The organism is Litchfieldia stipae (assembly GCF_014837155.1).
Taxonomy (GTDB): domain Bacteria; phylum Bacillota; class Bacilli; order Bacillales; family Bacillaceae_L; genus Litchfieldia.
The window spans coordinates 32,228-58,810 of record NZ_JACYHA010000010.1; the positions used below are offsets into that span (position 1 = coordinate 32,228).

Genomic DNA, 26,583 nt, shown 5'->3' on the forward strand with positions numbered 1-26,583 from the left:
TTATCGTACCGCACAACGGTTTGGTCCGATTTCCATTTCACGTTGTTTTTCATCATCTGGGTTAATTTTTCCCATGTTTGTTTCTCGAATTTCTTGATATGCATTAGGTTGTGGTGGTAGGTTTTCTGTTACTAGTTTTCTGAATTCATTTTCGTCCTCGATGTTTAGACCGTGATTTTTTGTAAATAGTGTTCCTAATTTTTCTGATACACTACCATCTTCATTCAATTCATCAATGATCATAAAGTGCGCTGGAAGAACAACTAAATCTTCTGATAGCTCTCTGTAACGTGAATACAGACTTTCTCTTAATTCTGCAACCCAATCTTCTGCCATTCCAGCTAAATCTGGTCTTCCAATTGAGTCGATGAATAAGATATCACCTGATAATAAGAACTTAGAATCCACAACAAACGATGTAGAACCGATTGTGTGTCCTGGTGAATATAGCGCATGAATATCAATCGCCGTATTTCCGATTGTCACTACATTTCCACCTGCTAGAGCCTCGTACTCAAATGTTACTTCTGTCGCATCTTTTGGAGGTAACCAGTACGTTGCACCTGTTCTCTCAGCAATCACTCTTCCTCCTGAAATATGGTCAGCATGAAGGTGTGTATCAAATACATGTGTAATCTTTGCGCCAATTTCATTTGCAAAATCAAGATAAATGTCAGTCATACGAGTTGCATCGATAATTGCAGCTTCGCCATTTGAGACGACCATGTAAGAAAGGCAGCCCTTGCCGATACGAACGAACTGATACACTTCGCCTCCATCGTTTAAATCTCCAACCTTCACAGGCTCTAAGTGCTCACTCCACGCTTTCATCCCACCTTGCAGGTAAGAAGCCGTTAAGCCTTGTTCTGATAACATCTCTGCCACCATTAATGAAGATCCTTCTTTTGCACAAACGACTAATACTTCTTGATTAGCCGGGATCTTATCTAAGATTCCTTCCACTCCATCCAGTAACTCGAAATACGGAATATTATAATAGTCGAAGTTTTCTCCTTCAATTTTCCAATCTTGAAAATCACTTTCATTACGAACGTCTAGAATAAATAATGGTTCTTTATTAAATACTTTTTTTGTTACTTCTTTTGAAGTCATAGCTTTTACAGTCATATCATTTTACCCCCTATGGTATATTTAAAATTAAAAAATATATCAATTCATATTAAAACGTAAGTGTTACCTCTGCATCTTTTGCAAATTCTAAAAAGGTTACAGCTCCACCCACTTCAATTCCATCCACAAATGCTTCCTTTTCTAATCCCATCACATCCATTGTCATTTGGCAACCAATGAATTTGACACCCATTTCTTGTGCCATTGCCACTAACTCAGGTATAGCTGGTACGTTTGCTTTTGCAAACCCTTCAACAAAATGCTCTTTCCCCTCTGGCATTGGTAGTTGTGTGTATGCCTCTTTATGAATTAAGTTTAATCCTTCAAATGTAAAGAATATGGCAACTTCCTGATCAGATGCTGCTGCAGCTGTTGCGATATTAAAAACTTTATATGCATCAAATAATCCACCATTACTTGCAATGATTGCTACTTTACTCATTCTCTAATTCCTCCTAGTTTCTTAATGCTAGCATAATATTATTTGGATCATAACCAACTATCCACTTACCATTTACCTCTGTTTGAGGCACACCCATTTGTCCGGTTTTCGCGACTAGTTGATTCATAATCTCTGGGTTTTCTTCAACGTTCACCTCTTTAAAAGGTATATTTTGATCTGCCAAAAAGTTCTTTAGCATAACACAATACGGACAACGTGTGGTTGTGTATACCTTTACGGTGCTCATATCAATTTTCCCTCCTTATTTATTTACACTACTGGTTTTGCCTGACCAAGCACTCATTCCTGGCAATACATTAATCACATTTGCAAAACCTTTTTCTGCTAATTTTTGAGCTGCGAGATCACTACGGTTTCCAGTTCGACACACCACATAAATCTCATCCGATGTATTAAGCTCAGAAAGACGATTCTCCAACTCTCCTAACGGAATAGAGATAGCGTTTGGAATATGGTTGAATGCGTACTCCGCTGCTTCTCTCACGTCGAGAACAACAATATTCTCGTTAACATCTAGTTTTTTCTCCAACTCTTCATTGCTTGTAATGTTAGGATGTTTTCTTTCAATTGTTCCATCATTCGAAGATTTTCTAAGGTAATGCTTTAACACATCTCCTTGTTCAATTGTACCTAGATACTGATGACCAGCGCTTTTTGCCCATGCTTCAAGATCAGCTTTTGACCCTTTATCTGTTGCTTGAACCTCTAAAACTTGACCAGCTTGCAACTCATTCATTGCCTTTTTTGTTTTTACGATAGGCATTGGGCAAGCTAAACCCTTTGCATCTAATAAAAGATCTGTTTTTAATGAATCCATTTATAAAACCTCCTGTTTATTACCCTTCTGGGTATATTAACTTCTAAAAAAAATCACCTTATTTTGTTTCGCCTTCCCATGCAAGCATTCCACCTGTCATGTTGGTTACCTTAAACCCATGGCTTTCAAGAAATTGACAGGCGCGACCACTACGTGCACCAGAACGACAAACCATGATATAGTCTTGAGACTTATCTAATTCATGCATACGGAATTCTAATAACCCTAGTGAAATGTGAATCGCTCCTGGAATTTTCCCAGTTTCAACTTCATCCACTTCACGAACATCAATTAAGTTTAATGGTTGACCTTCTACTAACAATGTTTCTACTTCTTTAGCGGATAACTGCTTCATTTTTTCTCCTCCTATTTATCTCCAGGCGCTCATACCACCTTTTACATTTGTCACGTTCGTAAATCCTAATTTCTTTAATATTTTAGTAGCATTTTGACTTCTCATTCCACTTTGGCATAGGACAACTACTTCTTTGTCTTTTGATAGTTCCTTCTCCGCTTTTTGCGCAAGTTGCTGGAGCGGAAGATTTTTAAACCCTTTGATGTTATTTCCCTTAAACTCCCCAGGAGTACGAACGTCAACAAATTGTTTATTCTTATCTTTTAATTCATTTTTTAAATCTATTGTTGAAATTTGTCTAACCCCTTTAACCGGGATGATTCGTTTAATAATAAATAACAGAAAGAGTCCAATGATTATATAATTGAGATATTCCAAACTTACTCCCTCCTTTTATGTAGGGGAGAATCCCCCTAACGTGTTTAGATAAATAGGTTTACATTTCCATCTTCTGCATCAGCTAAATATGCAGCTACACCTGCATACTCGATATTATCTAAAAGTTCTTCTTTGTGAAGTCCTAATAAATCCATTGTCATCGTACAAGCAACGAGCTTAACATCTTGTTCTTTTGCCATTTCAATTAAGTCTGAAAGTGGCATTGCATTATGCTTTTTCATTACATCTTTAATCATTTTAGGACCGAAACCTGCAAAGTGCATTTTTGACAGACCCATTTTTTCAGCCCCTCTTGGCATCATTTTTCCAAACATCTTTTCCATGAAACCTTTTTTCACTTCAATATCTTCATCCTTACGTAGAGCATTTAATCCCCAAAATGTGTGGAAAATAGTTACTTCATGATCATAGGCAGCTGCCCCGTTTGCAATAATATAAGCAGCCATTGCTTTATCATAATCACCACTAAATAATACGATTGTTGTTTTTTTTGTTTCTGTCATGTTTGTTCCTCCTCTTGTTGTTTACCCATCAGGGTATTATACTCTATAAAAAAATTTATCCTTTTATAATCCAAAACTTGAGCACGTCATTATCTTCTTCATGTTTTAATAGTTCGTGTCCACCTGGTTTAGCCCAAGCAGTAAGGTCATTCTTTGCGCCTTTATCAGTTGTATGAATTTCTAACACCTGACCTGACTCTAATTCATTAATTTCTTTTTGTTTTTACAATTGGCATTGGACATGTTAATCCTTTTGCATCTAATACTTTATCTATATTCATTGATCTTCTCTCCTTTTCTTTTACCTTTACCCCTATGGGTATAATACTATTAAAAATAAAAGAGAGTGTCAACCCCTTTATTTCTATCTACTTCTTACAAGCAGATTGACAGCTTCTTTTAATAGTTCTTCTGTATTTTTCTCACCTATTTCTTCAGCGTTTCTAACACATTCCACTAAATTAGAACTGACGACTACTCCAATTGTCCGATCAATTGCTGTTCTTGCTGCAGACAACTGAGTAATAACATCCTTACAGTCTTTATTTTCTTCCATCATTCTTAAGATTCCTCTAAGTTGACCTTCAATGCGCTTTACTCTATTCTTCATTTGGTCATTGTATTCCATCTGTTTTCCCCCCTTTAACAATAACTTTCTTTATTTAACTGATTTTCCTTTAATACCTTTTCAAGTATGCGACTGGAACATTGATTGCTCCCTTTACGGGATTTTTATAAGACTCATTATAGTCACTAACATCTACTTTAATCAATGTTGTTAAATCTAGTTCTTTCTTATTTATATAATTTAATCCGAGAATTGGAAAATTTCTTTTATCAATCAGGTACCCGAAAACTATTAATATGACAAAAATTACAATAAACATGTGACTGTCCTCCTAAACTTTCAGTGGCTGACAAGACTTATGATATACCACGCGGGGTATATTGTCAACACTCTAAAAATAGATTTTAAAATGAGCCAATGAATAATATCTCACTGAGCTTTTATAAGCATTTATTTAGGGGTGAATTTTTTTCATTTTAAAGATTTAAGCTTTCTTAAAGCATCCTTTTCCTTCGTAATTTCCTCAGCTGTCCTTATTCCCATTCTTCTAATAATCGGTAAAGGAGGGCACCATCCCTGCAAGGAATGTGGATCATAAACACACTTGTTATTCCTGACAATGCCATCCATTTTTTATTGCCTAATAATCCAAGTAAAGATGATATCAATACAATTGATGCAAAGTTAAGTTCTAACACTCTTTCGGTATCCCATTCATAATTTAATTCTTTAATATGTGTATCTATTTCTTCTTCAGTTTTTCCGTAGATTTCTTGATATTATGTGAAGTTTTTCGTTCTATTTCAATATTGATTCTATCATCGGTATCTAACTTTACTTTAGTTGTAGTTGGTGGAAATAGCTCTCTCATGTATTCCCATCCTCTCGTTGATTGGTATATAAACCCATTGAGTTTTTTAAATAAATCTTCTATAATACCTAGTATAATTATAGGAATTAAAGGATATAGGAGGAACCTTATATGAAACGTTTTTTAAACTCTCTTTTCAATGAGAAATGTCCTACTTGTAATAAAAATTTAGTCAGCGATAAAACGAACTCATTACTCTCAATTGTAATTAAATCATGTCCAGATAATCATTTTCAAAAGGAATATCATCCTGCACTTGAAACATACGTTGAAAGTAATAAAGTGTCTTAAAATAAAATATCAGACCAAATTTTAATTGAAGTAGCTAATATGAGTAATGCCAAAATCCATTGTAGGATTTTGGTATTTATTTTCTTCCCAAAATTAGCACCAAGTGGTGAAGCTATTAGGCTTGCTACAACCATGATTAACGCTGGATAATATTCAACTTGACCCGTTGTAATTTTCCCAACAGTTGCACCAATAGACGAAATAAACGTAATAGCTAAAGAAGTCGCTATCGTCATTCTAGTTGGAATTTTTAGCACTACGAGCATAATAGGAACTAAAATGAACGCACCAGCAGCACCAACAATCCCCGCACCAATCCCGACTATTAATGCAAGAACAGCTGCGAGCCATTTATTAAACTTCACTTGATCAAGAGGGATCTCGTCGATTTCTTTTTTAGGTAAGAACATCATCACAACAGCGATGAAAGCTAGAACTCCATACACAAAGTTAATTCCACTTTCGGTATAATCGATCCCCCAATACCTACCATTCCGGACATGAAGGATCCAATAAAACCGATAAGGAATATAACCACGATAAAAGTGATATCCACTTTTCTTTTCCTCCAATCAAGGGGGGAGGTTTACCGTTTAAGCTACCTCCCCTAAACTCTATCCTTTTCTTAACCAGAATTTATAAACGCCATTTTCTTCTTCGTCTTTTAGTAATTCATGTCCACCCGATTGAGCCCATGCGGTCAAGTCATTTTTTGCCCCTTTATCGGTTGCATGAATTTCAAGAACCTCCCCTGAACTTAATGCATCCATTTCCTTTTTTGTTTTTACAATTGGCATTGGACAAGCTAGCCCTTTTGCATCTAATACTTTATTAGCTTCCATGGTATTCCCTCCTTATCTAACGGCACATCGGTTAGGACCGATTTCCATTTCTCTTTGTTGTTCTTCCTCTGGTTTGATTTTGCCCATATTTGTTTCACGAATTTCTTCGTATGAATTTGGCTGTGGTGGAAGGTTTTCTGTCACCGTTTTTCTGAATTCAGCTTCATCATTAATATTTAATCCATGATTTTGTTGATAAAGCACACCAAGTTTTTCAGATATACTTCCATCATCATTCATTTCATTAATTCCCATGTAATGTGCAGGCAACACTAGAAGATTATCAGCAAGCTCTTTGTAACGTCGATAGAGTGTGTTTCTTAAATCTCCTACCCAGTCTTCAGCTTTCCCAGCGAGATCAGGGCGACCAATGGAATCAATAAATAAAATGTCACCTGTTAACAAATATTGATCATCAACGACAAAAGATGTACTACCAATGGTATGCCCAGGAGAGTAAATAGCTTTTATAGTTGTCTTTCCAACCTTGTTTTCATCGCCGTCATTAATCTGTGAATAGTTAAACGTGACTTCACCAGCGTCCTTTGGTGGCAGATAATACGTTGCACCATGTTTTTCAGCAAGTTCTCTACCACCAGAAATATGGTCTGCATGCAAATGAGTATCTAAAACGTGCGTTAACGTAATATTATGTTCCTTTATGATCTCTTCGTATGGAGACAACATTCTGTTAGTATCAATGATTGCCCCTTTTCCGTCAGACTCAATTAGATAGGAAAGGCAGCCTTTTCCTATCCGTACAAATTGAAAGATGCTTCCACCATTTTTCAACTCACCAACCTTAATTGGCTCAAGGTGTTCACTCCAAGCCTTCATTCCACCTTCTACTGAGTAAACATCTCTAAACCCCTGTTCCATTATTTGTTCGGCAACAAATTCTGAAGCACCACCTTTGGCGCAAATAACATAAATTTCTTTGCTCTTTGGTAGTTTATCTAAAATTGAATCTACTCCTTCTAATAATTCAACGTAGGGAGAATTGATTACCTCTATGTTGCGTCCTTCTATTTTCCAATCGTCAAAATCGCTGGTATTACGGGTATCAAGGATGAAAAGGTCTTCATGATTAATTACCTTCTGGGCTAAATCTTTAACAGATATTGTTTTCAGAGCTGTTGTTGTTCCCATGTGTCTCCTATTATTGGTTTTTATCAGTAGGTCCTGTCCAATCTTTCATTCCAGGAACTACATTTTTAACGTTTTTAAACCCTTTTTCCGTTAATTTTTGTGCGGCAAAATCACTTCTACTCCCCGTTCTACAAATAACATGTAGATTGTCTACATTTTTAAGTTCTTCAAATCGCTCTTCTAATTCACCCAGAGGGATATTGACGGAGCCTGGAACATGACCAAACGCATATTCAGCCGGTTCTCTCACATCTAAAACAGTTACTTTTTCATTACCATCTAATTTTTTTAATAATTCATCTAAATTAACCACATCCGTATGCTTTGCTTCAGGCTTTTCTTCCTCGGAACGAGCTTTTCGAAGATAATGTTTTAATGTCTCACCCTCTTCCACAGTTCCTAAATACTGATGACCGGTACTTGAAGCCCAAGCCTTTAAATCAGCTGTTGAGCCTTTATCGGTTGCTTGAATTTCCATCACTTCACCTGGTTCAAGGGTGTTCATTTCTTTTTTTGTTTTTACAATTGGCATCGGGCAAGCCAGTCCCTTTGCATCTAACACCCTATTAACTGTAACTTCCATTGAGATTCCTCCTTCTTGGGTTACGGTTTTTCCGCTTCATCTTCCCAATTAAGCATTCCACCAACCACATTTTTCACTTGATACCCCTTATCTTGCAAAAACTCAGCAGCCATTCCACTTCGACTTCCCGATCGTCATACCAAAAAATGCTCCTTGTCTTTGTCAATTTCATGTAATCGATTTTCAAGCTCTCCTAAAGGAATATGGTAAGCACCTGGTATTTTCCCTTGTGCAACTTCTTCATCTTCACGAACATCGATAATACTTTGCGCTTTTCCTTGCCTAACTTTTTCAGATACTTCTTTTGGTAAAATCTCAGCAACTTTTGACTTAGTATTCATTTCGTGACTCCTTATGTTGAAGTAATACAAGTCAAATTTAGAATTCTCTTTTGTCGGATAAATATGTTTATTAACAGCCCTCCATATAAAACCAAAACAAGTTCCTGGTAGTGACTTTTGTCACATCATTCAAATTTCTTACATGATAATATACAAATACCCAATAGGGTATAAAAATTAATGGAGTGACCAACATGAATAAAAAAATAATAATAGTAGGTGGAGTTGCTGGAGGCGCAACAACTGCCGCAAGATTGAGAAGGTTAGATGAAACATCAACGATTGTTCTATTTGAAAAAGGGGAACACATTTCATTTGCCAATTGTGGTTTGCCTTACTATATTGGGGAAACGATTAAGGATCGAAGCAAGTTGTTAGTCCAAACGGTTGATAGTATGAGTAAAAAGTTTAATTTAGATATTCGAAATCTTAGTGAAGTGATAAAAATAAATCGAAAAGAGAAAACGGTAACAGTAAAAAATGTACTAACAAATGAGATTTATAAAGAAACTTTTGATACTTTGGTTTTATCTCCAGGTGCAAAACCTGTAATACCACCAATCCCAGGAATAAATGAAGCATCAACTATTTTTACTCTTAGAAATATTCCTGACACAGACAACATTAAATCATTTGTAGATGAACATAATCCACTACAGGCAGTTGTAATTGGCGGCGGATTTATCGGTCTTGAAATGGCAGAGAATTTGGTTGATCGTGGATTATCTGTCACTCTAATTGAAATGGCAAATCAGGTAATGGCACCTCTAGATTATGAAATGGCATCAATTGTTCACCAACACTTGTTGGATAAAGGTGTACATCTTATATTAGAAGACGGAGTTAAATCTTTTGAGGAGAAAGGAAAAAGACTTATACTAAGCAGTGGTAAAGAAATCCAAACTGACCTGACTATTCTCTCAATTGGGGTTAAGCCGGAAAGTCAATTGGCACTTGAAGCTGATTTAGAAGTTGGTGAACGTGGTGGGATTATTGTAAACCAATACCTTCAAACAAATGACCCGGACATCTACGCTCTTGGAGATGCCATAGAGGTTATTGATTATATAAATGGTGAACCGACCATGATTCCTTTAGCTGGACCTGCGAATCGTCAAGGAAGAATAGTTGCAAATAACATTTATGGAAAAAAAGAATCCTACAAAGGAACATTAGGAACAGGAATTGCAAAGGTATTTGATTTATCCGTTGCTACGACAGGCAACAATGAAAAGAACCTAAAACGTTTAGGTATTGATTATCAGGTGGTTCATATTCATCCAAGTTCCCATGCTGGATATTATCCTGGTGCGCACCCAATTGCTCTAAAATTACTATTTGATAAATCAAATGGGAAAATATTAGGAGCTCAAGCGGTAGGAAAAAAAGGCGTTGATAAACGTATGGATGTGATTGCAACTGCGATTAAAGGAGAACTTACGGTATTTGACCTTACTGAGCTAGAATTATCTTATGCTCCTCCTTTTTCATCTGCAAAAGATCCGGTAAATATGGCAGGTTATGTGGCTTCTAATATTATTGAAGATGGAATTAAAACTGTTCAGTGGAATGAAATTGATGAAATCATAGCCAATGGTGAGCTGTTAGTCGATGTCCGAGAACCACAAGAAAGAGAGAATGGCTATATAAAAGGATCAATAAATATTCCTCTTGGCGATATCCGAAACCGCTTGGCTGAACTTCCAAAAAGTAAGCCCATATATGTTTCTTGTCAAGTCGGACTACGCGGTTATTTAGCCACTAGAATTTTAACGAATTTAGGATATAAAGCCATAAATTTAGATGGTGGTTGGAAAACGTATTCTTCGGTATATAAATAAGATAGAGTAAAAACCCTGTATTGCTACGGGGTTTTTAACTCTTCAACCTTTGACTTACCTACATATTCTTCAACTTTTTTCTGGAACCAATAGATGATATGTGAAAATGAAATAAATGTTAGAAAAATTTGATGTTGTTTAAAACGAATTAATTTGAAGACATTAAGTTTTTGAAACAAGGAGGTGAAAGGATATTATAATTATCTTTCTATATACTTTTATTTATACAACCAATTAAACGATTTTCAATATCTTGTGCAAGCTTCTTCACTTCTTCATTGTTTACTAAATTAATCAGTGCTGTTGGTCTAGGCATCCCAATTTTTGTTTGACCATTGTCACTGTAAACAACAATTTTACATGGTAAGAAATACCCCACTAAAAGATTTTCATTTAACACTCTTTGCGCTTCATGTGGATTACACACTTCTAATACTCTATAATCAGTGTCAAATTCAAGACCTTTCTCTTGAAGCTTTTCCTTTATGTCAAACATCCATAATACCCCGAACTTCTCCTCTTTTAGATTTATTTCCAGGCTCGTGATAGCTTCATTAATATTTTTATTAGTTTCTACTGTGTAATCAAACATCCTTGTTCCTCCTAAATTTTAATTTTTGTTGGTAGCGATGATAGCATATATAGCTTGATTTACATGTACAGTCTTTGTAGCAAATCCATTTTCTTCTAATAAATTGCTCACCTGGTCAGACGAAATTTTTTCAGATAAGGGAGGACCTATCCCCGTTTCAACCGGCTCCCATTCAAATAAGACCAATCTTCCGCCTGATTTATTATTGTCAAAGAAATAACTAATTATCTCTTCACAATGTCATTTAAAAGTTAGATCTCTTGTTGCACAGTATAAATCTACTGTGCATTATTAACTGCTTATTACATTATTTAATGGTTCACCGAAAACCATCTAAGGTATTCTCTTATGTAAAAAATGTGTAAAAAGATTTCAAATCCTACCTTTTTAACCCTTTTCCCTCAAAAACAAAAAACACCCACAAACATTGATGTATCAACATTTGTAAGTGTTCTATCGTTTCTTAATTTAACTCGCTCTTACCTAAAGATACCGGTGGCCAAAATCGAACTAATACTACCGGAAGAATACAATAATCAAAACACTGTTCGCCTGTCCCCTAAAAACCTATTCTCAAAATTTACGATATCATATTGCTATAAATGCTATCAACTTAGGTTCGTTTCCAAACAGAAAAATCCATCATTACTTTCTATTCATGTATGAGAGACCTATCAGTAACCCCTACCTCCTAACCACCCCAACAACCGCCGGAAACTGAGAAAACTCCTTCTTCATCTCCCGAAATGAAATACCACTTTTCCCTCTAGCCATCTCTACTTCAAGTGGATATTCATGACAGTTTATAGGCAGCTGATAAAATGTTCTACTAAAAAATTGCTTAGCCTCTTCAGCACTATGTGCAAAAATAAAAACGAATTCATGCTTGTTCTTTTTTAATGAATAGATTCTAATCGGGTGAATACCCAATATGTTCTTTTCAATCATTTCAGCCACTTTGATATGATCGGCTTGGTTCAAATCTAGTTGTGAGATATTGTCCTCTAGTGAGATTTTTCGTTCTGATAATAAGTGGTTGATGTAATGGGCTAATGTGGATTCTTCATAAAGTAAACAATCATGGTAGAGCTCTTTTACCAACATGGGATCACCTCTGAATGTATTGTTGCTAACCGAAGATTATTTCGCAGGTCCTGTTCGTTTCCGATACAGTATATATATGTGGATCTAAGTATGAATTACTCACTTATTCCTCGATTCTTCCTGTATATTCATTGTATTTCACCGTGATGGTGCCTACAGGGCCATTACGATTTTTCGAGACAATGATTTCAAGTGATGGATCGTCTACTTCCTTGTCATAGTACTTTTCACGGTATAAGAACAGGATCACATCGGCATCCTGCTCAACACTTCCTGATTCGCGAATGTCAGACATCATTGGGCGTTTGTTTGATCTTGATTCGACTGATCGATTAAGCTGGGCTAAACAAATGATGGGGAGTTGAAGTCTTTTGCAAATGTTTTGAGGTTTCTTGAGATTTCGGTTACTTGTAAATGAGCATTTCCACCGTAAAATTGGCTAGATTGGATGAGTGAGAGATAGTCGATAAATATGATTGGCTTCTTGGTTGGGAATTGGTTAATTACTTTCCTGGTTTTGGCTCTCATTTCTCCGACCTTTTGGGCAGCACTATCGAATAACTGGACATTGGTTTCATCGAGTTGTGCAATGACATGTGGCCATTGATCCTTTTGGCTTGGGCTGAGCAGCTTCTTGGGGTCCCGCATTTTTGCACGATTGAAGCCGCCTGTGGAAGCAATGAGTCGAGTGGTGAGGAGTTTGACAGGCATTTCTAAGGAGAAGACAATTGGGACATAATCTGCCCATCCCGCTGTTTTAGCGAGATGGAGCATCACATCTGTTTTTCCCATGGAAGGTCTGGCAGCAAGGATGGTTACTTCTCCATCCTGAAATCCACCGGTCATTTCATCCAGTTTTGTGATGCCGGATGGGGCGGTTTTGACAGTTACTTGGTCCTCCCATGGTGCCTCATACATGTCTGCTAAGGCAAGCTGAATTGAGGTGTGGTCGTTGATCTTGATTTGGTTGATTTTATCTAATTCAGCGATGACTTTGGCAATCTCCCAATGATGGATGGCTGCTTTTTTGAGGATATTTCCCTTTTCCCGCTCCTTCCACAAGTCAATAATCGCCTCTTCAATTTCTTCAAACTTCTCAATATCGGCGTACGACAACAGCTCAGACAAGTACGATACCCCACAGAAGGCTTCCAGTTCTGGTAAGGTTGAGAGAGTAATTAAATCAATGTTCTTCCCCGCATGATTGAGCCCCACCATTCTACGCATCAATTCTTTGTGACTAGTACTCTCTAATTGTTCTGGATTGATAACGGTATCTTGAATCAAATACCCAGCTTTCATCAAGCTTCCTAACAACGACTTTTCGGCAATACTCACCAGTCCTCACCTGCCGTTAGCTTCAATTCGAATTCTGTAGGTACATCTCGCCCCTTGATAGATTGATATTGCTCGTCACCGGATTCTTTTTTATTGTTAGAGAGGTCAATTTCTTCAACGGTCAACAAGGATTCATTTTCCCAGTTCTTAAGGATACCTACAACATAGTTCAATTTTCGTTTGTTATTCGTACAAGCAATTTGCAGCGCCTTCATAATTACATCTTTTGGATTTAGGAATTTAGTGTCATCTAACCACGACAACAATTGTTCTTTGCCATTGACGTTTGAGTAGCCAAATCCATTTTGATCCCAGAACTCGATGATTTCACTGACCGTTTCTTTTTGTTGTTGTTTTTTATTTTCTTTTTGTTTTTCTTTTTCTTTTTGCCCACTTATCGTGTCACGAGTCGTTAACGTATCGTTATTGGCTTCATCTATGTATGGTGGGGAATCGTCTAGAATAAACATCCTCGAAATCCTCTGGTTCAATTTTAAAGAAAGAAGTGAATAAGGCTTGAATATCTCCCTTCACAATGTGAGCTGTGACATATTCGATGAGTGATGTATCCTCGACCTCCTTCAATTCAGAAAATATACAATCCATGACTGGTTTGCCACCTTTATGCAGGTTATAATTTCCCCAGTTCTTGATCGCAATTTCTCTTGTTTCAGGGTTGTAGCGAATCATTTGATGATGACGAATCATTCGGTCCATCAACGCATGAATCGTTTCAATTGAATAACCAGTATCGAAGGCCATTTGTTTTTTTGTGATTTTATAGATTCCTATTTGAGTAGTATGGGGATTTGTAAGGAGATAGAGAAAGAAGTACTTATCCTCAGGGGTCATTTCCTCCGACACAATCGGATTCTTCCAGAAATCAGTGCGAACCATTCTGTATTTTGCCATAACTAACACGATCCTTTCGTTTCCTTATAATTGGATTTCATTTTAGTTATAGGGGTGGGAGAGGAAAAAGGGGCATCGTTTTAATTAAAAATTGTTAACGGTTTGGAATTATACTTTATAAAAAGTTAAAAGGATTGCGTGATCAGTCCTATAACTGAACTCACAATCCTTTTCATATCGCAAAAAGCAGATTTAGTAAACATATTATAATTTACATAAAAAAACTGAGCATTTTTTATTAATATCTAGTTCAAAAAGAGCCCGATCATATTAATTATAACCAATCGTTATCCAAAGTGAGTATGAAACGACCATACAATAAGCATGATACTCACGATTCCCCAAGCTACGACACTAACAATCCACCAAATTATGGAGTTAGCTTTTGTTGAACTTTCCTCGCTTTCCATACTTCCTTTTATAAAAGCAAGCTTACTTTCCATATTTTTTTTCATAGAAACAAGAACAGCAAATCCAATGATGAGGAAACCAATCGTTAACCACATTAATGCGTTCACTTTTAATACCTCCTCTTTTTCGTGAATATATGTAACTTCTATTTATTTTTGTAGGAGTAACCACCATTTGATTATCTACTTTATTTGATTCATCAAAGTATAGTTCATTTTAAGTAGCATTAATTCTAAACAATAATTAATCCTAAAATATCGACACTGATATGAGCAAAATGATTGTTGAAAACTGCCTGTATCAAACGAATATGACCTATGATAAACTTGTATTTTATTTTTTGAAAAATCAATAAATTACGCTAAAGATATTACAGTAAGAAATGGGGTTAGTCAATTGGGACAAGGAACACAAAATAGTTACTCTCCACCAAAACATATAGTCTCAGCAGCAACTATTGTTATTAATGAACAAAACGAAATTCTTTTAATCAAGGGACCTAGGCGAGGTTGGGAAATGCCTGGGGGACAAGTGGAAGAAGGCGAGTCTATAAAAGATGCTGCAATAAGAGAAACAAAAGAGGAATCAGGGATTGATATTGAGGTTGTAAAATTTTGTGGGATATTCCAAAATGTGGAGTCATCGATATGTAATACGCTGTTCTTAGCTAAGCCAGTTGGTGGCAAATTAATGACTTCACCTGAAAGTTTGGAAGTAGGGTTTTATCCTCTTGAACAAGCATTGGAGATGGTTACTTGGAAGAATTTTAGAGAAAGAATTGAATCCTGCTTGAATGAAGACACACAGCCATTTTTTATTGAATTTTAATTATTTTGTGGTCCTCTCAAAAGGGACAAAAACAATATCGACATCTTAGTTTGATCTACTGTCCATGAAATCGTTAATCGTTAATTCAAAATGACACACAGAATATAACCAATGGTTGACTCTGTTAGATATAAGTTTATTTTTTCGTATTGTATGTAATTAATCTTACTTGGTTTTTATAAGAATCAACTACATACACTTCTTCTTCGATTAAATTATATAATTCATCTGGACTTATCTCACCGATTGAACCAACTAAGAATATTGTGACTTTCTTGTCAATGGTATATAGATAAGCAGCGACGCAATCATGTGTACTATTAACTATAATAGGGTTGATATCTGGCATCAGAATGATTTGATTAGATACCTTCACAATTGTAATTTTTGACATTTCCATACTTGAATTACGAGAGTACCGAAACCCAGAAGTGAAATACGTTCCGCTCGGGAGAGTTTCTCTATACCGAAAATTGTGAGAGTACCGAAACCTAACATAAGGCAACCTCCAGCAATTCTGGTTTCTCTATACCGAAAATTGTGAGAGTACCGAAACACTGGCTGGCTGACCTAATTTCATCAATTGTTTCTCTATACCGAAAATTGTGAGAGTACCGAAACACTAATACTCTATCAATTAAGAACGGTTTGTTTCTCTATACCGAAAATTGTGAGAGTACCGAAACGGTCCACGGTCATACTCAGATTAAATATTTGTTTCTCTATACCGAAAATTGTGAGAGTACCGAAACAATACTATTTACTAAAGCGTAAGAATCGTAGTTTCTCTATACCGAAAATTGTGAGAGTACCGAAACGATTGGACTTCGGAGATCATGGAGGTCAAAGTTTCTCTATACCGAAAACTGTGAGAGTACCGAAACAACTGGCACGAATAACCTAACTGGTAATGGTTTCTCTATACCGAAAATTGTGAGAGTACCGAAACAACGACTTTTTTGTTTCTGAGTACCAGGAAGTTTCTCTATACCGAAAATTGTGAGAGTACCGAAACAATATCTCCATAATTTCTTCAGATATTTTAGTTTCTCTATACCGAAAATTGTGAGAGTACCGAAACATTCTGGTGAGGACTTTATAAAAGCGAGAAGTTTCTCTATACCGAAAATTGTGAGAGTACCGAAACACACCGGGTGGAGGGTTATTCATCAAACGTGTTTCTCTATACCGAAAATTGTGAGAGTACCGAAACATACAAAAATTCACCTACAGAAAGGAGTATGTTTCTCTATACCGAAAATTGTGAGAGTACCGAAACCTGCATTCGTTTTAATTTTTATCTGTGAAAGTTTCTCTATACCGAAAATTGTGAGAGTACCGAAACCAAAGCGATCTACAAGATCTAATTGCAACAGTTTCTCTATACCGAAAATTGTGAGAGTACCGAAACACATAAAAAAAACTCACAATGCCCCTTGTGGTTTCTCTATACCGAAAATTGTGAGAGTACCGAAACTAATTGGATAGAATTCTGTTTTCATAGGATGTTTCTCTATACCGAAAATTGTGAGAGTACCGAAACGTACGATTAAGGATGTGAAAGCATGACAATGTTTCTCTATACCGAAAATTGTGAGAGTACCGAAACATATCTCTATGGGTTCAATTGAGAAGTATGGTTTCTCTATACCGAAAATTGTGAGAGTACCGAAACGAGGGACAGTACCAGCATTGTAAACATTAGTTTCTCTATACCGAAAATTGTGAGAGTACCGAAACCAAGCGGTTTTAGAACAAAATAGAATCTTGTTTCTCTATACCGAAAATTGTGAGAGTACCGAAACCAAACCGTGGCGCAGACGTAATGACCACAGTTTCTCTATACCGAAAATTGTGAGAGTACCGAAACAACAGAATGAAAAAGCTTGACCATGCAACTGTTTCTCTATACCGAAAATTGTGAGAGTACCGAAACATCCATTTCCGATATCTCATGTAGAGCAATGTTTCTCTATACCGAAAATTGTGAGAGTACCGAAACATTTACTGTTAGTTGAACAATACGAGCTTGGTTTCTCTATACCGAAAATTGTGAGAGTACCGAAACCTGGGTTGATGTACTCTTTTCGTGTAATGAGTTTCTCTATACCGAAAATTGTGAGAGTACCGAAACTATGTTTGGACAAGACATTTTAACTCTTGGGTTTCTCTATACCGAAAATTGTGAGAGTACCGAAACATTCTAGTAAAGCTAATTTTAGACCGAACGTTTCTCTATACCGAAAATTGTGAGAGTACCGAAACAACCACTCATGAACATCCTTACTTACACGAGTTTCTCTATACCGAAAATTGTGAGAGTACCGAAACCGACAAAAGTGAAATTAAATGATGTGAAGTGTTTCTCTATACCGAAAATTGTGAGAGTACCGAAACTCTTGCATCACATGGGCTACTCCATCAACTGTTTCTCTATACCGAAAATTGTGAGAGTACCGAAACTCTGTTCTTCATGTCTAGTGGCTTTTATCGTTTCTCTATACCGAAAATTGTGAGAGTACCGAAACGATTACCAATTAAAGAAACTACAGTTGGTGGTTTCTCTATACCGAAAATTGTGAGAGTACCGAAACCTATTCAACTAAAAGACACAGAAATTGATTGTTTCTCTATACCGAAAATTGTGAGAGTACCGAAACCACATGCAGACGGATTCTTGGTTTACGATGGTTTCTCTATACCGAAAATTGTGAGAGTACCGAAACCGATTTAACAAGAACGACTTATCATTGATTGTTTCTCTATACCGAAAATTGTGAGAGTACCGAAACGGTTAACAAGGGAGTTAACGCATGAAATTGTTTCTCTATACCGAAAATTGTGAGAGTACCGAAACTTCTTGTATGATTGGTATTCAACAATAGTAGTTTCTCTATACCGAAAATTGTGAGAGTACCGAAACATGTCCATGTGAATGAACCGACTTTCAATGGTTTCTCTATACCGAAAATTGTGAGAGTACCGAAACAAATCGGCGTTTGTTGCGTGGATCCATTATGTTTCTCTATACCGAAAATTGTGAGAGTACCGAAACTAATGACACCTTAATCATTTTGAGCTGCTTGTTTCTCTATACCGAAAATTGTGAGAGTACCGAAACTAACAGCAGCAAGGCATTTATCTCGTCTTTGTTTCTCTATACCGAAAATTGTGAGAGTACCGAAACAGGTCACATTACGCTCCGATATTGTTCAAGGTTTCTCTATACCGAAAATTGTGAGAGTACCGAAACAGGCGGAGCCTTAAGGTCTGTATTCTTTATGTTTCTCTATACCGAAAATTGTGAGAGTACCGAAACTAATATCATAAAAACACAACACTCTAGTAGTTTCTCTATACCGAAAATTGTGAGAGTACCGAAACAAGTCTCCCACGTGCTACTCATTACAGATTGTTTCTCTATACCGAAAATTGTGAGAGTACCGAAACTGGCTCTTATGGCTCTGCAACACTCTAATCGTTTCTCTATACCGAAAATTGTGAGAGTACCGAAACTGTCGCTATCTCTGTATTTTACTTCTGGATGTTTCTCTATACCGAAAATTGTGAGAGTACCGAAACCTGAAAAAGATGAATTGTTGGATATGATTAGTTTCTCTATACCGAAAATTGTGAGAGTACCGAAACACTGATGAACATATAAAATTGTTAAAAGATGTTTCTCTATACCGAAAATTGTGAGAGTACCGAAACGTATAAAATAACAACAAATTAGATGTTTGTGTTTCTCTATACCGAAAATTGTGAGAGTACCGAAACTGTGTTCGTTTCTATATACCTATGATACCAGTTTCTCTATACCGAAAATTGTGAGAGTACCGAAACATGGATATGAATAATAGATACATTGAAATAGTTTCTCTATACCGAAAATTGTGAGAGTACCGAAACGTTCTTCGATATCTAATTGCTGAATGATTTGTTTCTCTATACCGAAAATTGTGAGAGTACCGAAACAAATGTTGTTGGTGGTGGAGATGGAATTGGTTTCTCTATACCGAAAATTGTGAGAGTACCGAAACAATAAGAAGTAGATTTCGCCATTTTCTAGGGTTTCTCTATACCGAAAATTGTGAGAGTACCGAAACCGACATAGGAGCAAACCCTTTACCCCTTATAGTTTCTCTATACCGAAAATTGTGAGAGTACCGAAACCCATCGAGCTATCGTGCTTTTATCTTTTTGGTTTCTCTATACCGAAAATTGTGAGAGTACCGAAACCACCATTCACTTTCCTGTTAAGGGTAAGTTGTTTCTCTATACCGAAAATTGTGAGAGTACCGAAACATGTCCTTGAGACCTCACTGGAGGGTCATGGTTTCTCTATACCGAAAATTGTGAGAGTACCGAAACTTGTGGAATCAGAAACCGTTGATACAATCAGTTTCTCTATACCGAAAATTGTGAGAGTACCGAAACATACCATAGTGCCAGGCTTAAAAGTAGAATGTTTCTCTATACCGAAAATTGTGAGAGTACCGAAACTTCAGCTAATGACAGGATACGTCTTGAAGTGTTTCTCTATACCGAAAATTGTGAGAGTACCGAAACTAAAGAAGTAGTAAAGATAATATATAAAGAGTTTCTCTATACCGAAAATTGTGAGAGTACCGAAACTCTACAATCCCTTTGATTCTCGCATTTCCAGTTTCTCTATACCGAAAATTGTGAGAGTACCGAAACCTTTAATTAACTTGATTTTAATTAAACATTGTTTCTCTATACCGAAAATTGTGAGAGTACCGAAACTGTAATCCGTTAGTAAACATGAAATCATAAGTTTCTCTATACCGAAAATTGTGAGAGTACCGAAACCTCTAATCGTCTACGTTCTGATATTTTAGCGTTTCTCTATACCGAAAATTGTGAGAGTACCGAAACTATAGTCTGGAGGTTGAATAATGGTAAAAGGTTTCTCTATACCGAAAATTGTGAGAGTACCGAAACTACTCTTTAGCTTCATTCATTTTATCTCTTGTTTCTCTATACCGAAAATTGTGAGAGTACCGAAACCTTATATTCTTCATATTCTTTTCTTTTTCTGTTTCTCTATACCGAAAATTGTGAGAGTACCGAAACAATCGTACGTTTGTAGAGTTGAGATGAATAGTTTCTCTATACCGAAAATTGTGAGAGTACCGAAACAAATACTAAAGACGCTTACGGATTAACCGGTTTCTCTATACCGAAAATTGTGAGAGTACCGAAACAATCTAATATCATTGTTAGATAGGTTACAGGTTTCTCTATACCGAAAATTGTGAGAGTACCGAAACATTTGAGGACTTTTCCATATCTTTATTTGCGTTTCTCTATACCGAAAATTGTGAGAGTACCGAAACCTGTACTATCTGGGTTGTCTATGTGTAAAAGTTTCTCTATACCGAAAATTGTGAGAGTACCGAAACCTTCCAGTTTATCGCTTAGAAGGCTGGAAAGTTTCTCTATACCGAAAATTGTGAGAGTACCGAAACCTCATCATTATTATATCATAAACCCTCTATTGTTTAAAAATATGATTTAATATATGCTTTTATATTATCAGGCAAACCCGTCAAATCAAGGTTTAGATTAATTTCCAGATGCTTTGTTAAGACAAAAAGTATAGTCTTTAATTGCTGATTTATGTCTGTGGAAAACTTTAGATTCTCATCTTTCATTGAAAGGTTATCCACATACTGTAATAAAATATTTAATGCCTGATTATATAATTCATCATCACAGTAGAAAGGTAATTCTTGCATAACCTTTCTTTTTATTTTTAAAATGCTGGCTGCATTTAGAATCTTACCACCAAATACATAATTACAATTATCTGTTAAAGAGCTATTAGTGATAATAATAAAATTCACACCTTTTTTTACGAGCTGTTCAATAGATATCCTTAACTCAGAAATCTCTTCTTGATCGGCATATAATTCTGGATATTCTAATATAACTAATGTTTTTTTCTCAATCATTTTGTTCGCAAGTAATGATAACAATAGCTTTTTAAACTGGATGGGCTTCAACAAATTATTTAATGACTGTAATGAAATAAATGATTTGAAATGATCCAATTCAAAGTCAACTAATCTTATTCCTAATTCATACTTTGTTAAGTTCGACTGAAAAAAATCTATTTCTTCACTTAAACTTTGCCAAGCATCTATAAACTCATGATAAATTGGAGACATCGCTATTTCACTTACAATATCATCTACTAATATCTTCAAAGGGGATTTAGAAGTTATTTTGTCTAATTGAACATGTGCATCAAATGGAATAAAGAGACACTCCCAATCTTTTTGATAGAGTAATTGTGTATCTTCAAAAATAGAGATTTTAGATTTTTTATTATTAAAATAATCATCAATATCCCGTGCTAATTTATACCAACAACTATTTGATCCTTTTAAAATTGTAACTTTGCCCACCTGAATCTCGTTTTCATTACGATCTTCTGTTATATTCCATATTTTCATAATATCACCAGTGGTTCTTCAGTAATTAACTCTTCTTGAATAGATTTACCGCCTACTAATATGAACATTTTTTCATATTGCTTTTCTGTAACAGCCATAATTCTTACAGATCCTTTATTTGGCAAATTTCTTTTCAAACCTTCTGTATATTGAAATAAGCTAGTTCGATTTGGAAATATTTTCGCATAAACTGAATATTGCAACATTGTAAACCCATTAGTAATTAGATATTTTCTAAACTTTGTATATACACGCCTCTCTTCTTTTGTATTCATAGGGAGATCAAAAAATAGTAATAGTCTCATAAATCTATAAGGCGATTCCATCTTGTGGATATACCAGCAATTTCAGATCATTGTTATTCATAGACTTTATAAAAGACTGAATAAACAAATCAATTGCATTTAATACAGTTTGTTTTTGATCTCCTATGTAAATCTTTGCGTGTAAGCGACCTATAAGCTGTTGTTTTGTTTTAGTGTCTAAATATTCTGAATTATCAGTTGAAATTCTTACCCATAAATCAATGATTGGCCTAAAAATCTCCATGCAATCATCAACTAAATTAAATGCATTAAATTGATTTCTATGTCCAATCCCGAATGCAGGGTGCAAACCGTAGGCTACAATTGTTCTAGCAAAGCATGCTCTTAATACAATATATCCATAATTTAGTGCTGCATTATATGAATCTATTGCCCCTCTTTGTCTTCGAAAATTATCTCCAAACAATTCTTTAAAATATAATTTAGCTGCAATTCCCTCACGATTTGTTTCGTCACCGTTAACCACATTATTTGCCAAAGTATTTAGACTTGAAATAACACTATTGCTTCCTTTTAAATATTCTATCACTGATTTCTGGTTATTAATTTTTATTTTTATTAACTGTTTCCACATCTCGTCTCTAATTTCATTTGACCATTGCATTTGATTATATAAAACACCGTATACACGATAATGACTATATAAACCTAGTGAAAATGTATTAGGGTGATGAGTATCGTCACAGAAAATCATTAGAATATGATATTCAGACAATTTGTTCATCAAACGTCCAGTTACTACTGTTCTACTATTATCTACCACAATTGTATGTATATCAGAAAGAGGAATTAGTATTTCTTCCTCATCCTTAACAACTTTCAGGTTATCCAAATACAACTTTATTTCTTCTGCATCCGAAATATAAATGATTCTCCAACTCAAAATAGTCCACTCCTTATTAATAGATTTAACTATTCAACAATTAATGGACTCACTTAACAAAACAGAAAAGCCCCATAAAATGGGGCTTGAGTTCGGGATAGACCCTTATTTCGGTAGGATCTCCCAATTTTCGGTATAGGTGAAGAACGTCTTCCTCACACTATTATTATATACCCATTTTACTATAATTGTAAATAGTCTTTGAAATTTTCTTTTTCTATTTTATAAGTATTCCCTAAAACATCAACATTATACTTAATGACATTACTTAATGTACCAGGAGCTAAATAACCATCCTTTTGATCTCCTTTTTTCATATAAATAAAATCCACTTCAATCTTATTCCCCCTGGGCATTGCATCACCCCTAAAAACTCTTTCAAAATATTCTCCATTCTTTTCAAAAGAAAAACGGTCGTTTTTATATAAACTAAATTGAAATTCAAAAGAATGATCTATTTTTTTATATTTTTCAGATCTTTCCTCATTGTATTTATCCATATCGAGAACATAGTTACGCCCTACCTGCTTAAACCAATAATAAGGAACTCCTAAATACTTATATTTCCCTTCCTTATTTTTATAAACATCTATTCTAAGACTCTTAATAGTAAGTAATACTACATCATTATTTGCATTTGGATATTTATCAGTTATGTTCATATGCACTCTAAGTTTACGATCGTAATACCTAAAGTTTTTCACTGGAACTTTTCCATCCTTCATAATGTATCCATTTTCATCATAATATGCTTTAAATGGATTATCTGCCTTAGAGTATTCTTTAATTATTTTTAAAATATGTGAAAATAGTTCTGGGTTATATTTTGCAATTAAAAAGGATTCAGGATTTTTTTTAATTCTTTTCAGAAGCGATTCAACATCTTGTTTATCTAGTTGATAGATATTTCCAGATTTGCCTAGATAATAGGTATCACCTTCATGTTCTCTTGTTCCATAAATCGTTCGATTTGACATTGTCCTATTAACCTTTCGATCAACTTTGTGAGAATATTTTATTTTTGGTTCATAATTCATTAGATTACGAAGAAAATTACTAAATGATTTGTGAAAAAATTCATCATCATTTATTATTTCCCCTGTCGCTCTACTAAAAATAATTCCCTCGTCATTCATGTCAAATTCTTTAAAAAAATTAAAAATAGGCATTCTTCCAATTGCTGCAACAATTAGTGCATCAATTGCGTGATGTGCATATGCATCCCTGTTTTTAGTTAACTTCGCTCTTCTTCTTAATGCTGCAGTAAAAGAACCTCTAATTGACATTACTTTTGTACGAATATCATGTGTCTTATAAAAATTGCGTAATGTGTTTGAAAAACTACGCATTGCGTACTGTGTATCAACCAAGTTACGATTAATAAAATCTTTTTGCAGCTCTACATTATTTTCTATGTCACGAATTTCTAACAAATAATCCTTCTTTTTCCTTGGTATTCTTTTGCTTTTAAAAAGATTTGTAACATCAACTTTAAATTGTTCAAAGCTTCTTTTTGCTTTGCCAGAAGAAAAGTATTGATAAGGTGTTTTTTGTCCCTTATTCTGATTTTCACCATGGTAACACAGTACTTTATTTGCCTGACTATCATCAAAGGATATTGAAATTGGTATAATATGATCAATTTCAAACAAGGAAGGATTCGAAACAATATCATGGATTGATATACTTTTCCCTGAATACACACATTTATAATCCTGTGACACCCACAATTTTAAAGCTAGATTTTGCTTACTGTTTAATTTCAATTCTGATATAGATTTTACCCCAAGTAACTTAGCCATTTCTTTTTCATGTTTGCCTATCTTTTTTTGAAATTCCTTATATTGATTCTTCTCTTCATCACTATTCTTTTCCCGTGCTGTTTCTATCACTACTGCGTGTAACTCACCATGTTTTTGACGAACTGAATTTACAATCTTAATTGCCTCACGATGAGCTCTTTTCGCTACTGTACTTAAAATTGCTGCGTCATCAAATTTTATTTTTGAGTGATTCCATTCTGCATTTAGACGATTTTGTTCTAGTCCTCTTTCTGAAAAGATTTGCATTTGATTTTTGTTCGTGTGCCAAAGTTCATCCAATACTGAGTTTATTACTTTCTTAGATAATGAATGATATCCTGTAAATGTTGAATTTTCTTTAAAACTATCTATTATTTTCTTAATAGTTTTTTCATCAAATTTACCAGTAAAAACATTTTTTAACCTTTCAGCACGACGTTGATATGACTTTTCTGCAGTTAATATTTCTGTAATTTCATCAATCACATCAATATTATTAAGTATTTCATCAGGCAAATGATTATCTTCAATTATATTTTTTATAGTTTTATAACCTTTAAATTCAGTAAATATTGGTTTATTAGTTTTCAAATTAACACGATAACCAATTACTTCTGTCTCATCGGTTACACCTTTATATTTCATTATTTGAGATACTGTTAGATTTTTTCCTTTTTTGATAAAGTTTTCAAATAAATAAAGCTTGTCTTCAAATGATAAATATTCTCCTCTAATCTGTAATTTATTTAAGTCCCCACTTAATAAATTAAACAAATCAGCTGTAAATGACATCTTAGCAATTCGAAGTTCGTCCGGTAAATATGTACACTTACCACGCATTTTATCAATCATCGAAATATAAGTAAGCTTTCCTTCTTCGTCAAGAAAGTAAGGGCCGTATGGTGTCAGAGATTTTTCTGATCCAGGGCCTTCATAATATTGTCTTCTCTTTTCTATTAGTGAAATAAATTGATTGATAAATTCATCTGTAATTTCTTTATGATATTCTTTTTGCTTATTTAATATCGCTAATGTTTCGTTAACATAATCTTCCGTTCGGAAACGATTCTCATGGTTTCTCATCTTCTCTTGCTTGTTAGCTAATCTTTCAAGTTGAACCTCACAAATAAATTTATCATCTAATAACTTTCTATTTTTTGATAACTGCTCTTTTGTCGATAATTCATTGCCAATTGTTTTATCTTCATCAGGAATATCGAGAGTTGTACCTCTTTTCTTTACTAGATGATATAATGCAACAACTAGTCTTTCTTTGCTGACTTCACCATAAATTGCATCATAACGCGCTTCATAAGGACTTTCTATACCAATCATTGAAGTAGGTAAATTAGATTCTTTGAACAATTTACATGCCCGTTCTAATCGATGTGCTCTCCTTCTTTTTAAACGTCTTGCACCTCTAAAACTTCTTCGCTCTTCATTTGCATTACGTGTAGCCTCTTCAAATAATCTAACTCCAGCATCAATTATTTCACCCGAATCTTGATCAATGATTCCCCACCCAACTGATGAAATTCCAATATCTAATCCAAGCACCTTTTTCATTACCGTTCACCCTTTCTCTCATTCTGTCTATTAATACTAATTTTATAAAAACATAAGATACTTCCATTATAATTTATTTTCCTCTTATTTCCATGATGTATTTTGATATTTTTTCTATTAATAGAGAGATTCTTTTCTTTATATAAATATAGAAGCACAGAGCTTAAATTAGCTCTGTGCTC

At 34.9% G+C, this 26,583-nt stretch carries 27 protein-coding genes, 3 pseudogenes and 1 CRISPR repeat array; of the genes and pseudogenes, 3 read left to right on the forward strand and 27 right to left on the reverse strand.

Translation table 11 applies throughout. The features are described 5' to 3' along the window. From F7888_RS12790 to F7888_RS22835, 11 genes and pseudogenes are all read right to left on the reverse strand, one after another. A complete protein-coding gene (locus F7888_RS12790) occupies positions 1 to 1,128 on the reverse strand; it encodes an MBL fold metallo-hydrolase (RefSeq protein ID WP_191780061.1) in 1,128 nt (375 codons plus the stop codon). A gap of 52 nt (positions 1,129 to 1,180) precedes the next feature. After that, positions 1,181 to 1,573, reverse strand: coding sequence for a DsrE/DsrF/DrsH-like family protein (locus F7888_RS12795; protein ID WP_191780063.1), 393 nt, complete (start codon positions 1,571 to 1,573; stop codon positions 1,181 to 1,183). Between the two features lie 13 nt (positions 1,574 to 1,586). Beyond that, the gene (locus F7888_RS12800; protein WP_191780065.1) at positions 1,587 to 1,820 is read right to left on the reverse strand and encodes a glutaredoxin family protein; all 234 of its coding nucleotides are present in this window, start codon (positions 1,818 to 1,820) and stop codon (positions 1,587 to 1,589) included. A 15-nt stretch (positions 1,821 to 1,835) separates the two neighbouring features. Then, positions 1,836 to 2,411 carry a sulfurtransferase TusA family protein gene (locus tag F7888_RS12805; protein ID WP_191780067.1) on the reverse strand — a complete coding sequence of 192 codons (576 nt, stop codon included), beginning with the start codon at positions 2,409 to 2,411 and terminating at the stop codon, positions 1,836 to 1,838. A 58-nt stretch (positions 2,412 to 2,469) separates the two neighbouring features. Continuing rightward, positions 2,470 to 2,766, reverse strand: a complete 297-nt coding sequence (locus F7888_RS12810; protein ID WP_191780069.1) for a rhodanese-like domain-containing protein — start codon at positions 2,764 to 2,766, stop codon at positions 2,470 to 2,472. A 15-nt stretch (positions 2,767 to 2,781) separates the two neighbouring features. Further along, complete coding sequence (locus F7888_RS12815; protein ID WP_191780071.1) at positions 2,782 to 3,144, reverse strand: rhodanese-like domain-containing protein; 363 nt, start codon at positions 3,142 to 3,144, stop codon at positions 2,782 to 2,784. Positions 3,145 to 3,188: 44 nt separating this feature from the next. Next, the gene (locus F7888_RS12820) at positions 3,189 to 3,668 is read right to left on the reverse strand and encodes a DsrE/DsrF/DrsH-like family protein (RefSeq protein ID WP_191780073.1); all 480 of its coding nucleotides are present in this window, start codon (positions 3,666 to 3,668) and stop codon (positions 3,189 to 3,191) included. Positions 3,669 to 3,723: 55 nt separating this feature from the next. After that, positions 3,724 to 3,949: pseudogene (locus tag F7888_RS12825) on the reverse strand (sulfurtransferase TusA family protein). Between the two features lie 83 nt (positions 3,950 to 4,032). Beyond that, positions 4,033 to 4,296, reverse strand: coding sequence for a metal-sensitive transcriptional regulator (locus tag F7888_RS12830; RefSeq protein WP_016204401.1), 264 nt, complete (start codon positions 4,294 to 4,296; stop codon positions 4,033 to 4,035). Between the two features lie 49 nt (positions 4,297 to 4,345). Next, entirely contained in the window at positions 4,346 to 4,555 is a 210-nt protein-coding gene (locus F7888_RS12835) for a hypothetical protein (protein ID WP_191780075.1), read from the reverse strand. 423 nt (positions 4,556 to 4,978) lie between these two features. Further along, positions 4,979 to 5,107 (reverse strand): hypothetical protein, encoded by a 129-nt coding sequence (locus tag F7888_RS22835; RefSeq protein ID WP_263601193.1) that lies wholly within the window; start codon positions 5,105 to 5,107, stop codon positions 4,979 to 4,981. Positions 5,108 to 5,218: 111 nt separating this feature from the next. On the opposite strand from F7888_RS22835, the gene F7888_RS12845 reads away from it, so the two are divergent. Beyond that, positions 5,219 to 5,398: a hypothetical protein gene (locus F7888_RS12845; RefSeq protein WP_191780077.1), complete on the forward strand. Its 180-nt coding sequence runs from the start codon at positions 5,219 to 5,221 to the stop codon at positions 5,396 to 5,398. Here F7888_RS12845 and F7888_RS12850 read toward each other — a convergent pair. From F7888_RS12850 to F7888_RS12870, 5 genes and pseudogenes are all read right to left on the reverse strand, one after another. Continuing rightward, positions 5,395 to 5,954: pseudogene (locus tag F7888_RS12850) on the reverse strand (sulfite exporter TauE/SafE family protein). The gene F7888_RS12845 and the pseudogene F7888_RS12850 overlap by 4 nt on opposite strands. A gap of 58 nt (positions 5,955 to 6,012) precedes the next feature. After that, positions 6,013 to 6,240 carry a sulfurtransferase TusA family protein gene (locus tag F7888_RS12855; protein ID WP_191780079.1) on the reverse strand — a complete coding sequence of 76 codons (228 nt, stop codon included), beginning with the start codon at positions 6,238 to 6,240 and terminating at the stop codon, positions 6,013 to 6,015. Positions 6,241 to 6,252: 12 nt separating this feature from the next. After that, positions 6,253 to 7,389, reverse strand: coding sequence for an MBL fold metallo-hydrolase (locus tag F7888_RS12860; protein WP_191780081.1), 1,137 nt, complete (start codon positions 7,387 to 7,389; stop codon positions 6,253 to 6,255). Between the two features lie 10 nt (positions 7,390 to 7,399). Then, positions 7,400 to 7,972, reverse strand: coding sequence for a sulfurtransferase TusA family protein (locus tag F7888_RS12865; RefSeq protein ID WP_191780084.1), 573 nt, complete (start codon positions 7,970 to 7,972; stop codon positions 7,400 to 7,402). 20 nt (positions 7,973 to 7,992) lie between these two features. Continuing rightward, the gene (locus tag F7888_RS12870; protein WP_191780086.1) at positions 7,993 to 8,313 is read right to left on the reverse strand and encodes a rhodanese-like domain-containing protein; all 321 of its coding nucleotides are present in this window, start codon (positions 8,311 to 8,313) and stop codon (positions 7,993 to 7,995) included. 194 nt (positions 8,314 to 8,507) lie between these two features. On the opposite strand from F7888_RS12870, the gene F7888_RS12875 reads away from it, so the two are divergent. Then, on the forward strand, positions 8,508 to 10,154 hold the full coding sequence (locus tag F7888_RS12875; protein WP_191780088.1) for a CoA-disulfide reductase: 1,647 nt from the start codon (positions 8,508 to 8,510) through the stop codon (positions 10,152 to 10,154). A 208-nt stretch (positions 10,155 to 10,362) separates the two neighbouring features. Here the strand turns inward: F7888_RS12875 and F7888_RS12880 are convergent, their stop codons facing one another. The 6 genes and pseudogenes from F7888_RS12880 to F7888_RS12900 all read right to left on the reverse strand — a co-directional run bounded on the left by F7888_RS12880 (position 10,363) and on the right by F7888_RS12900 (position 14,606). Continuing rightward, the gene (locus F7888_RS12880) at positions 10,363 to 10,746 is read right to left on the reverse strand and encodes a DUF302 domain-containing protein (protein ID WP_191780091.1); all 384 of its coding nucleotides are present in this window, start codon (positions 10,744 to 10,746) and stop codon (positions 10,363 to 10,365) included. Positions 10,747 to 11,430: 684 nt separating this feature from the next. Continuing rightward, the gene (locus F7888_RS12885; protein WP_191780093.1) at positions 11,431 to 11,850 is read right to left on the reverse strand and encodes a hypothetical protein; all 420 of its coding nucleotides are present in this window, start codon (positions 11,848 to 11,850) and stop codon (positions 11,431 to 11,433) included. 103 nt (positions 11,851 to 11,953) lie between these two features. Next, positions 11,954 to 13,152, reverse strand: a pseudogene (locus F7888_RS12890) (replicative DNA helicase). Positions 13,153 to 13,184: 32 nt separating this feature from the next. Continuing rightward, positions 13,185 to 13,658, reverse strand: coding sequence for a DnaD domain-containing protein (locus tag F7888_RS22955; RefSeq protein ID WP_318246282.1), 474 nt, complete (start codon positions 13,656 to 13,658; stop codon positions 13,185 to 13,187). Continuing rightward, positions 13,621 to 14,100, reverse strand: coding sequence for a hypothetical protein (locus F7888_RS22960; RefSeq protein ID WP_318246283.1), 480 nt, complete (start codon positions 14,098 to 14,100; stop codon positions 13,621 to 13,623). The genes F7888_RS22955 and F7888_RS22960 overlap by 38 nt, the downstream gene beginning before the upstream one ends. A 287-nt stretch (positions 14,101 to 14,387) precedes the next feature. After that, entirely contained in the window at positions 14,388 to 14,606 is a 219-nt protein-coding gene (locus F7888_RS12900) for a hypothetical protein (RefSeq protein ID WP_225228788.1), read from the reverse strand. Between the two features lie 301 nt (positions 14,607 to 14,907). Here F7888_RS12900 and F7888_RS12905 point away from each other — a divergent pair, with 301 nt between their 5' ends. Continuing rightward, on the forward strand, positions 14,908 to 15,339 hold the full coding sequence (locus tag F7888_RS12905) for an NUDIX hydrolase (protein WP_191780097.1): 432 nt from the start codon (positions 14,908 to 14,910) through the stop codon (positions 15,337 to 15,339). Positions 15,340 to 15,475: 136 nt separating this feature from the next. On the opposite strand, the gene F7888_RS12910 is transcribed toward F7888_RS12905, so the two are convergent. The 5 genes from F7888_RS12910 to cas9 form a co-directional block, all read right to left on the reverse strand. After that, positions 15,476 to 15,733, reverse strand: coding sequence for a hypothetical protein (locus F7888_RS12910; protein WP_412096002.1), 258 nt, complete (start codon positions 15,731 to 15,733; stop codon positions 15,476 to 15,478). Between the two features lie 61 nt (positions 15,734 to 15,794). Beyond that, positions 15,795 to 20,834: a CRISPR direct-repeat array (repeat unit 36 nt; unit sequence GTTTCTCTATACCGAAAATTGTGAGAGTACCGAAAC). Positions 20,835 to 20,867: 33 nt separating this feature from the next. Then, a complete protein-coding gene (locus F7888_RS12915) occupies positions 20,868 to 21,824 on the reverse strand; it encodes a hypothetical protein (RefSeq protein WP_191780101.1) in 957 nt (318 codons plus the stop codon). Beyond that, positions 21,821 to 22,150 carry a CRISPR-associated endonuclease Cas2 gene (gene cas2 / locus F7888_RS12920; RefSeq protein WP_263601194.1) on the reverse strand — a complete coding sequence of 110 codons (330 nt, stop codon included), beginning with the start codon at positions 22,148 to 22,150 and terminating at the stop codon, positions 21,821 to 21,823. The genes F7888_RS12915 and cas2 overlap by 4 nt, the downstream gene beginning before the upstream one ends. Next, positions 22,134 to 23,033 carry a type II CRISPR-associated endonuclease Cas1 gene (gene cas1, locus F7888_RS12925; protein WP_191780103.1) on the reverse strand — a complete coding sequence of 300 codons (900 nt, stop codon included), beginning with the start codon at positions 23,031 to 23,033 and terminating at the stop codon, positions 22,134 to 22,136. The genes cas2 and cas1 overlap by 17 nt, the downstream gene beginning before the upstream one ends. Before the next feature lie 182 nt (positions 23,034 to 23,215). Beyond that, the gene (cas9, locus tag F7888_RS12930) at positions 23,216 to 26,401 is read right to left on the reverse strand and encodes a type II CRISPR RNA-guided endonuclease Cas9 (RefSeq protein WP_191780105.1); all 3,186 of its coding nucleotides are present in this window, start codon (positions 26,399 to 26,401) and stop codon (positions 23,216 to 23,218) included. Positions 26,402 to 26,583 lie beyond the last annotated feature (182 nt).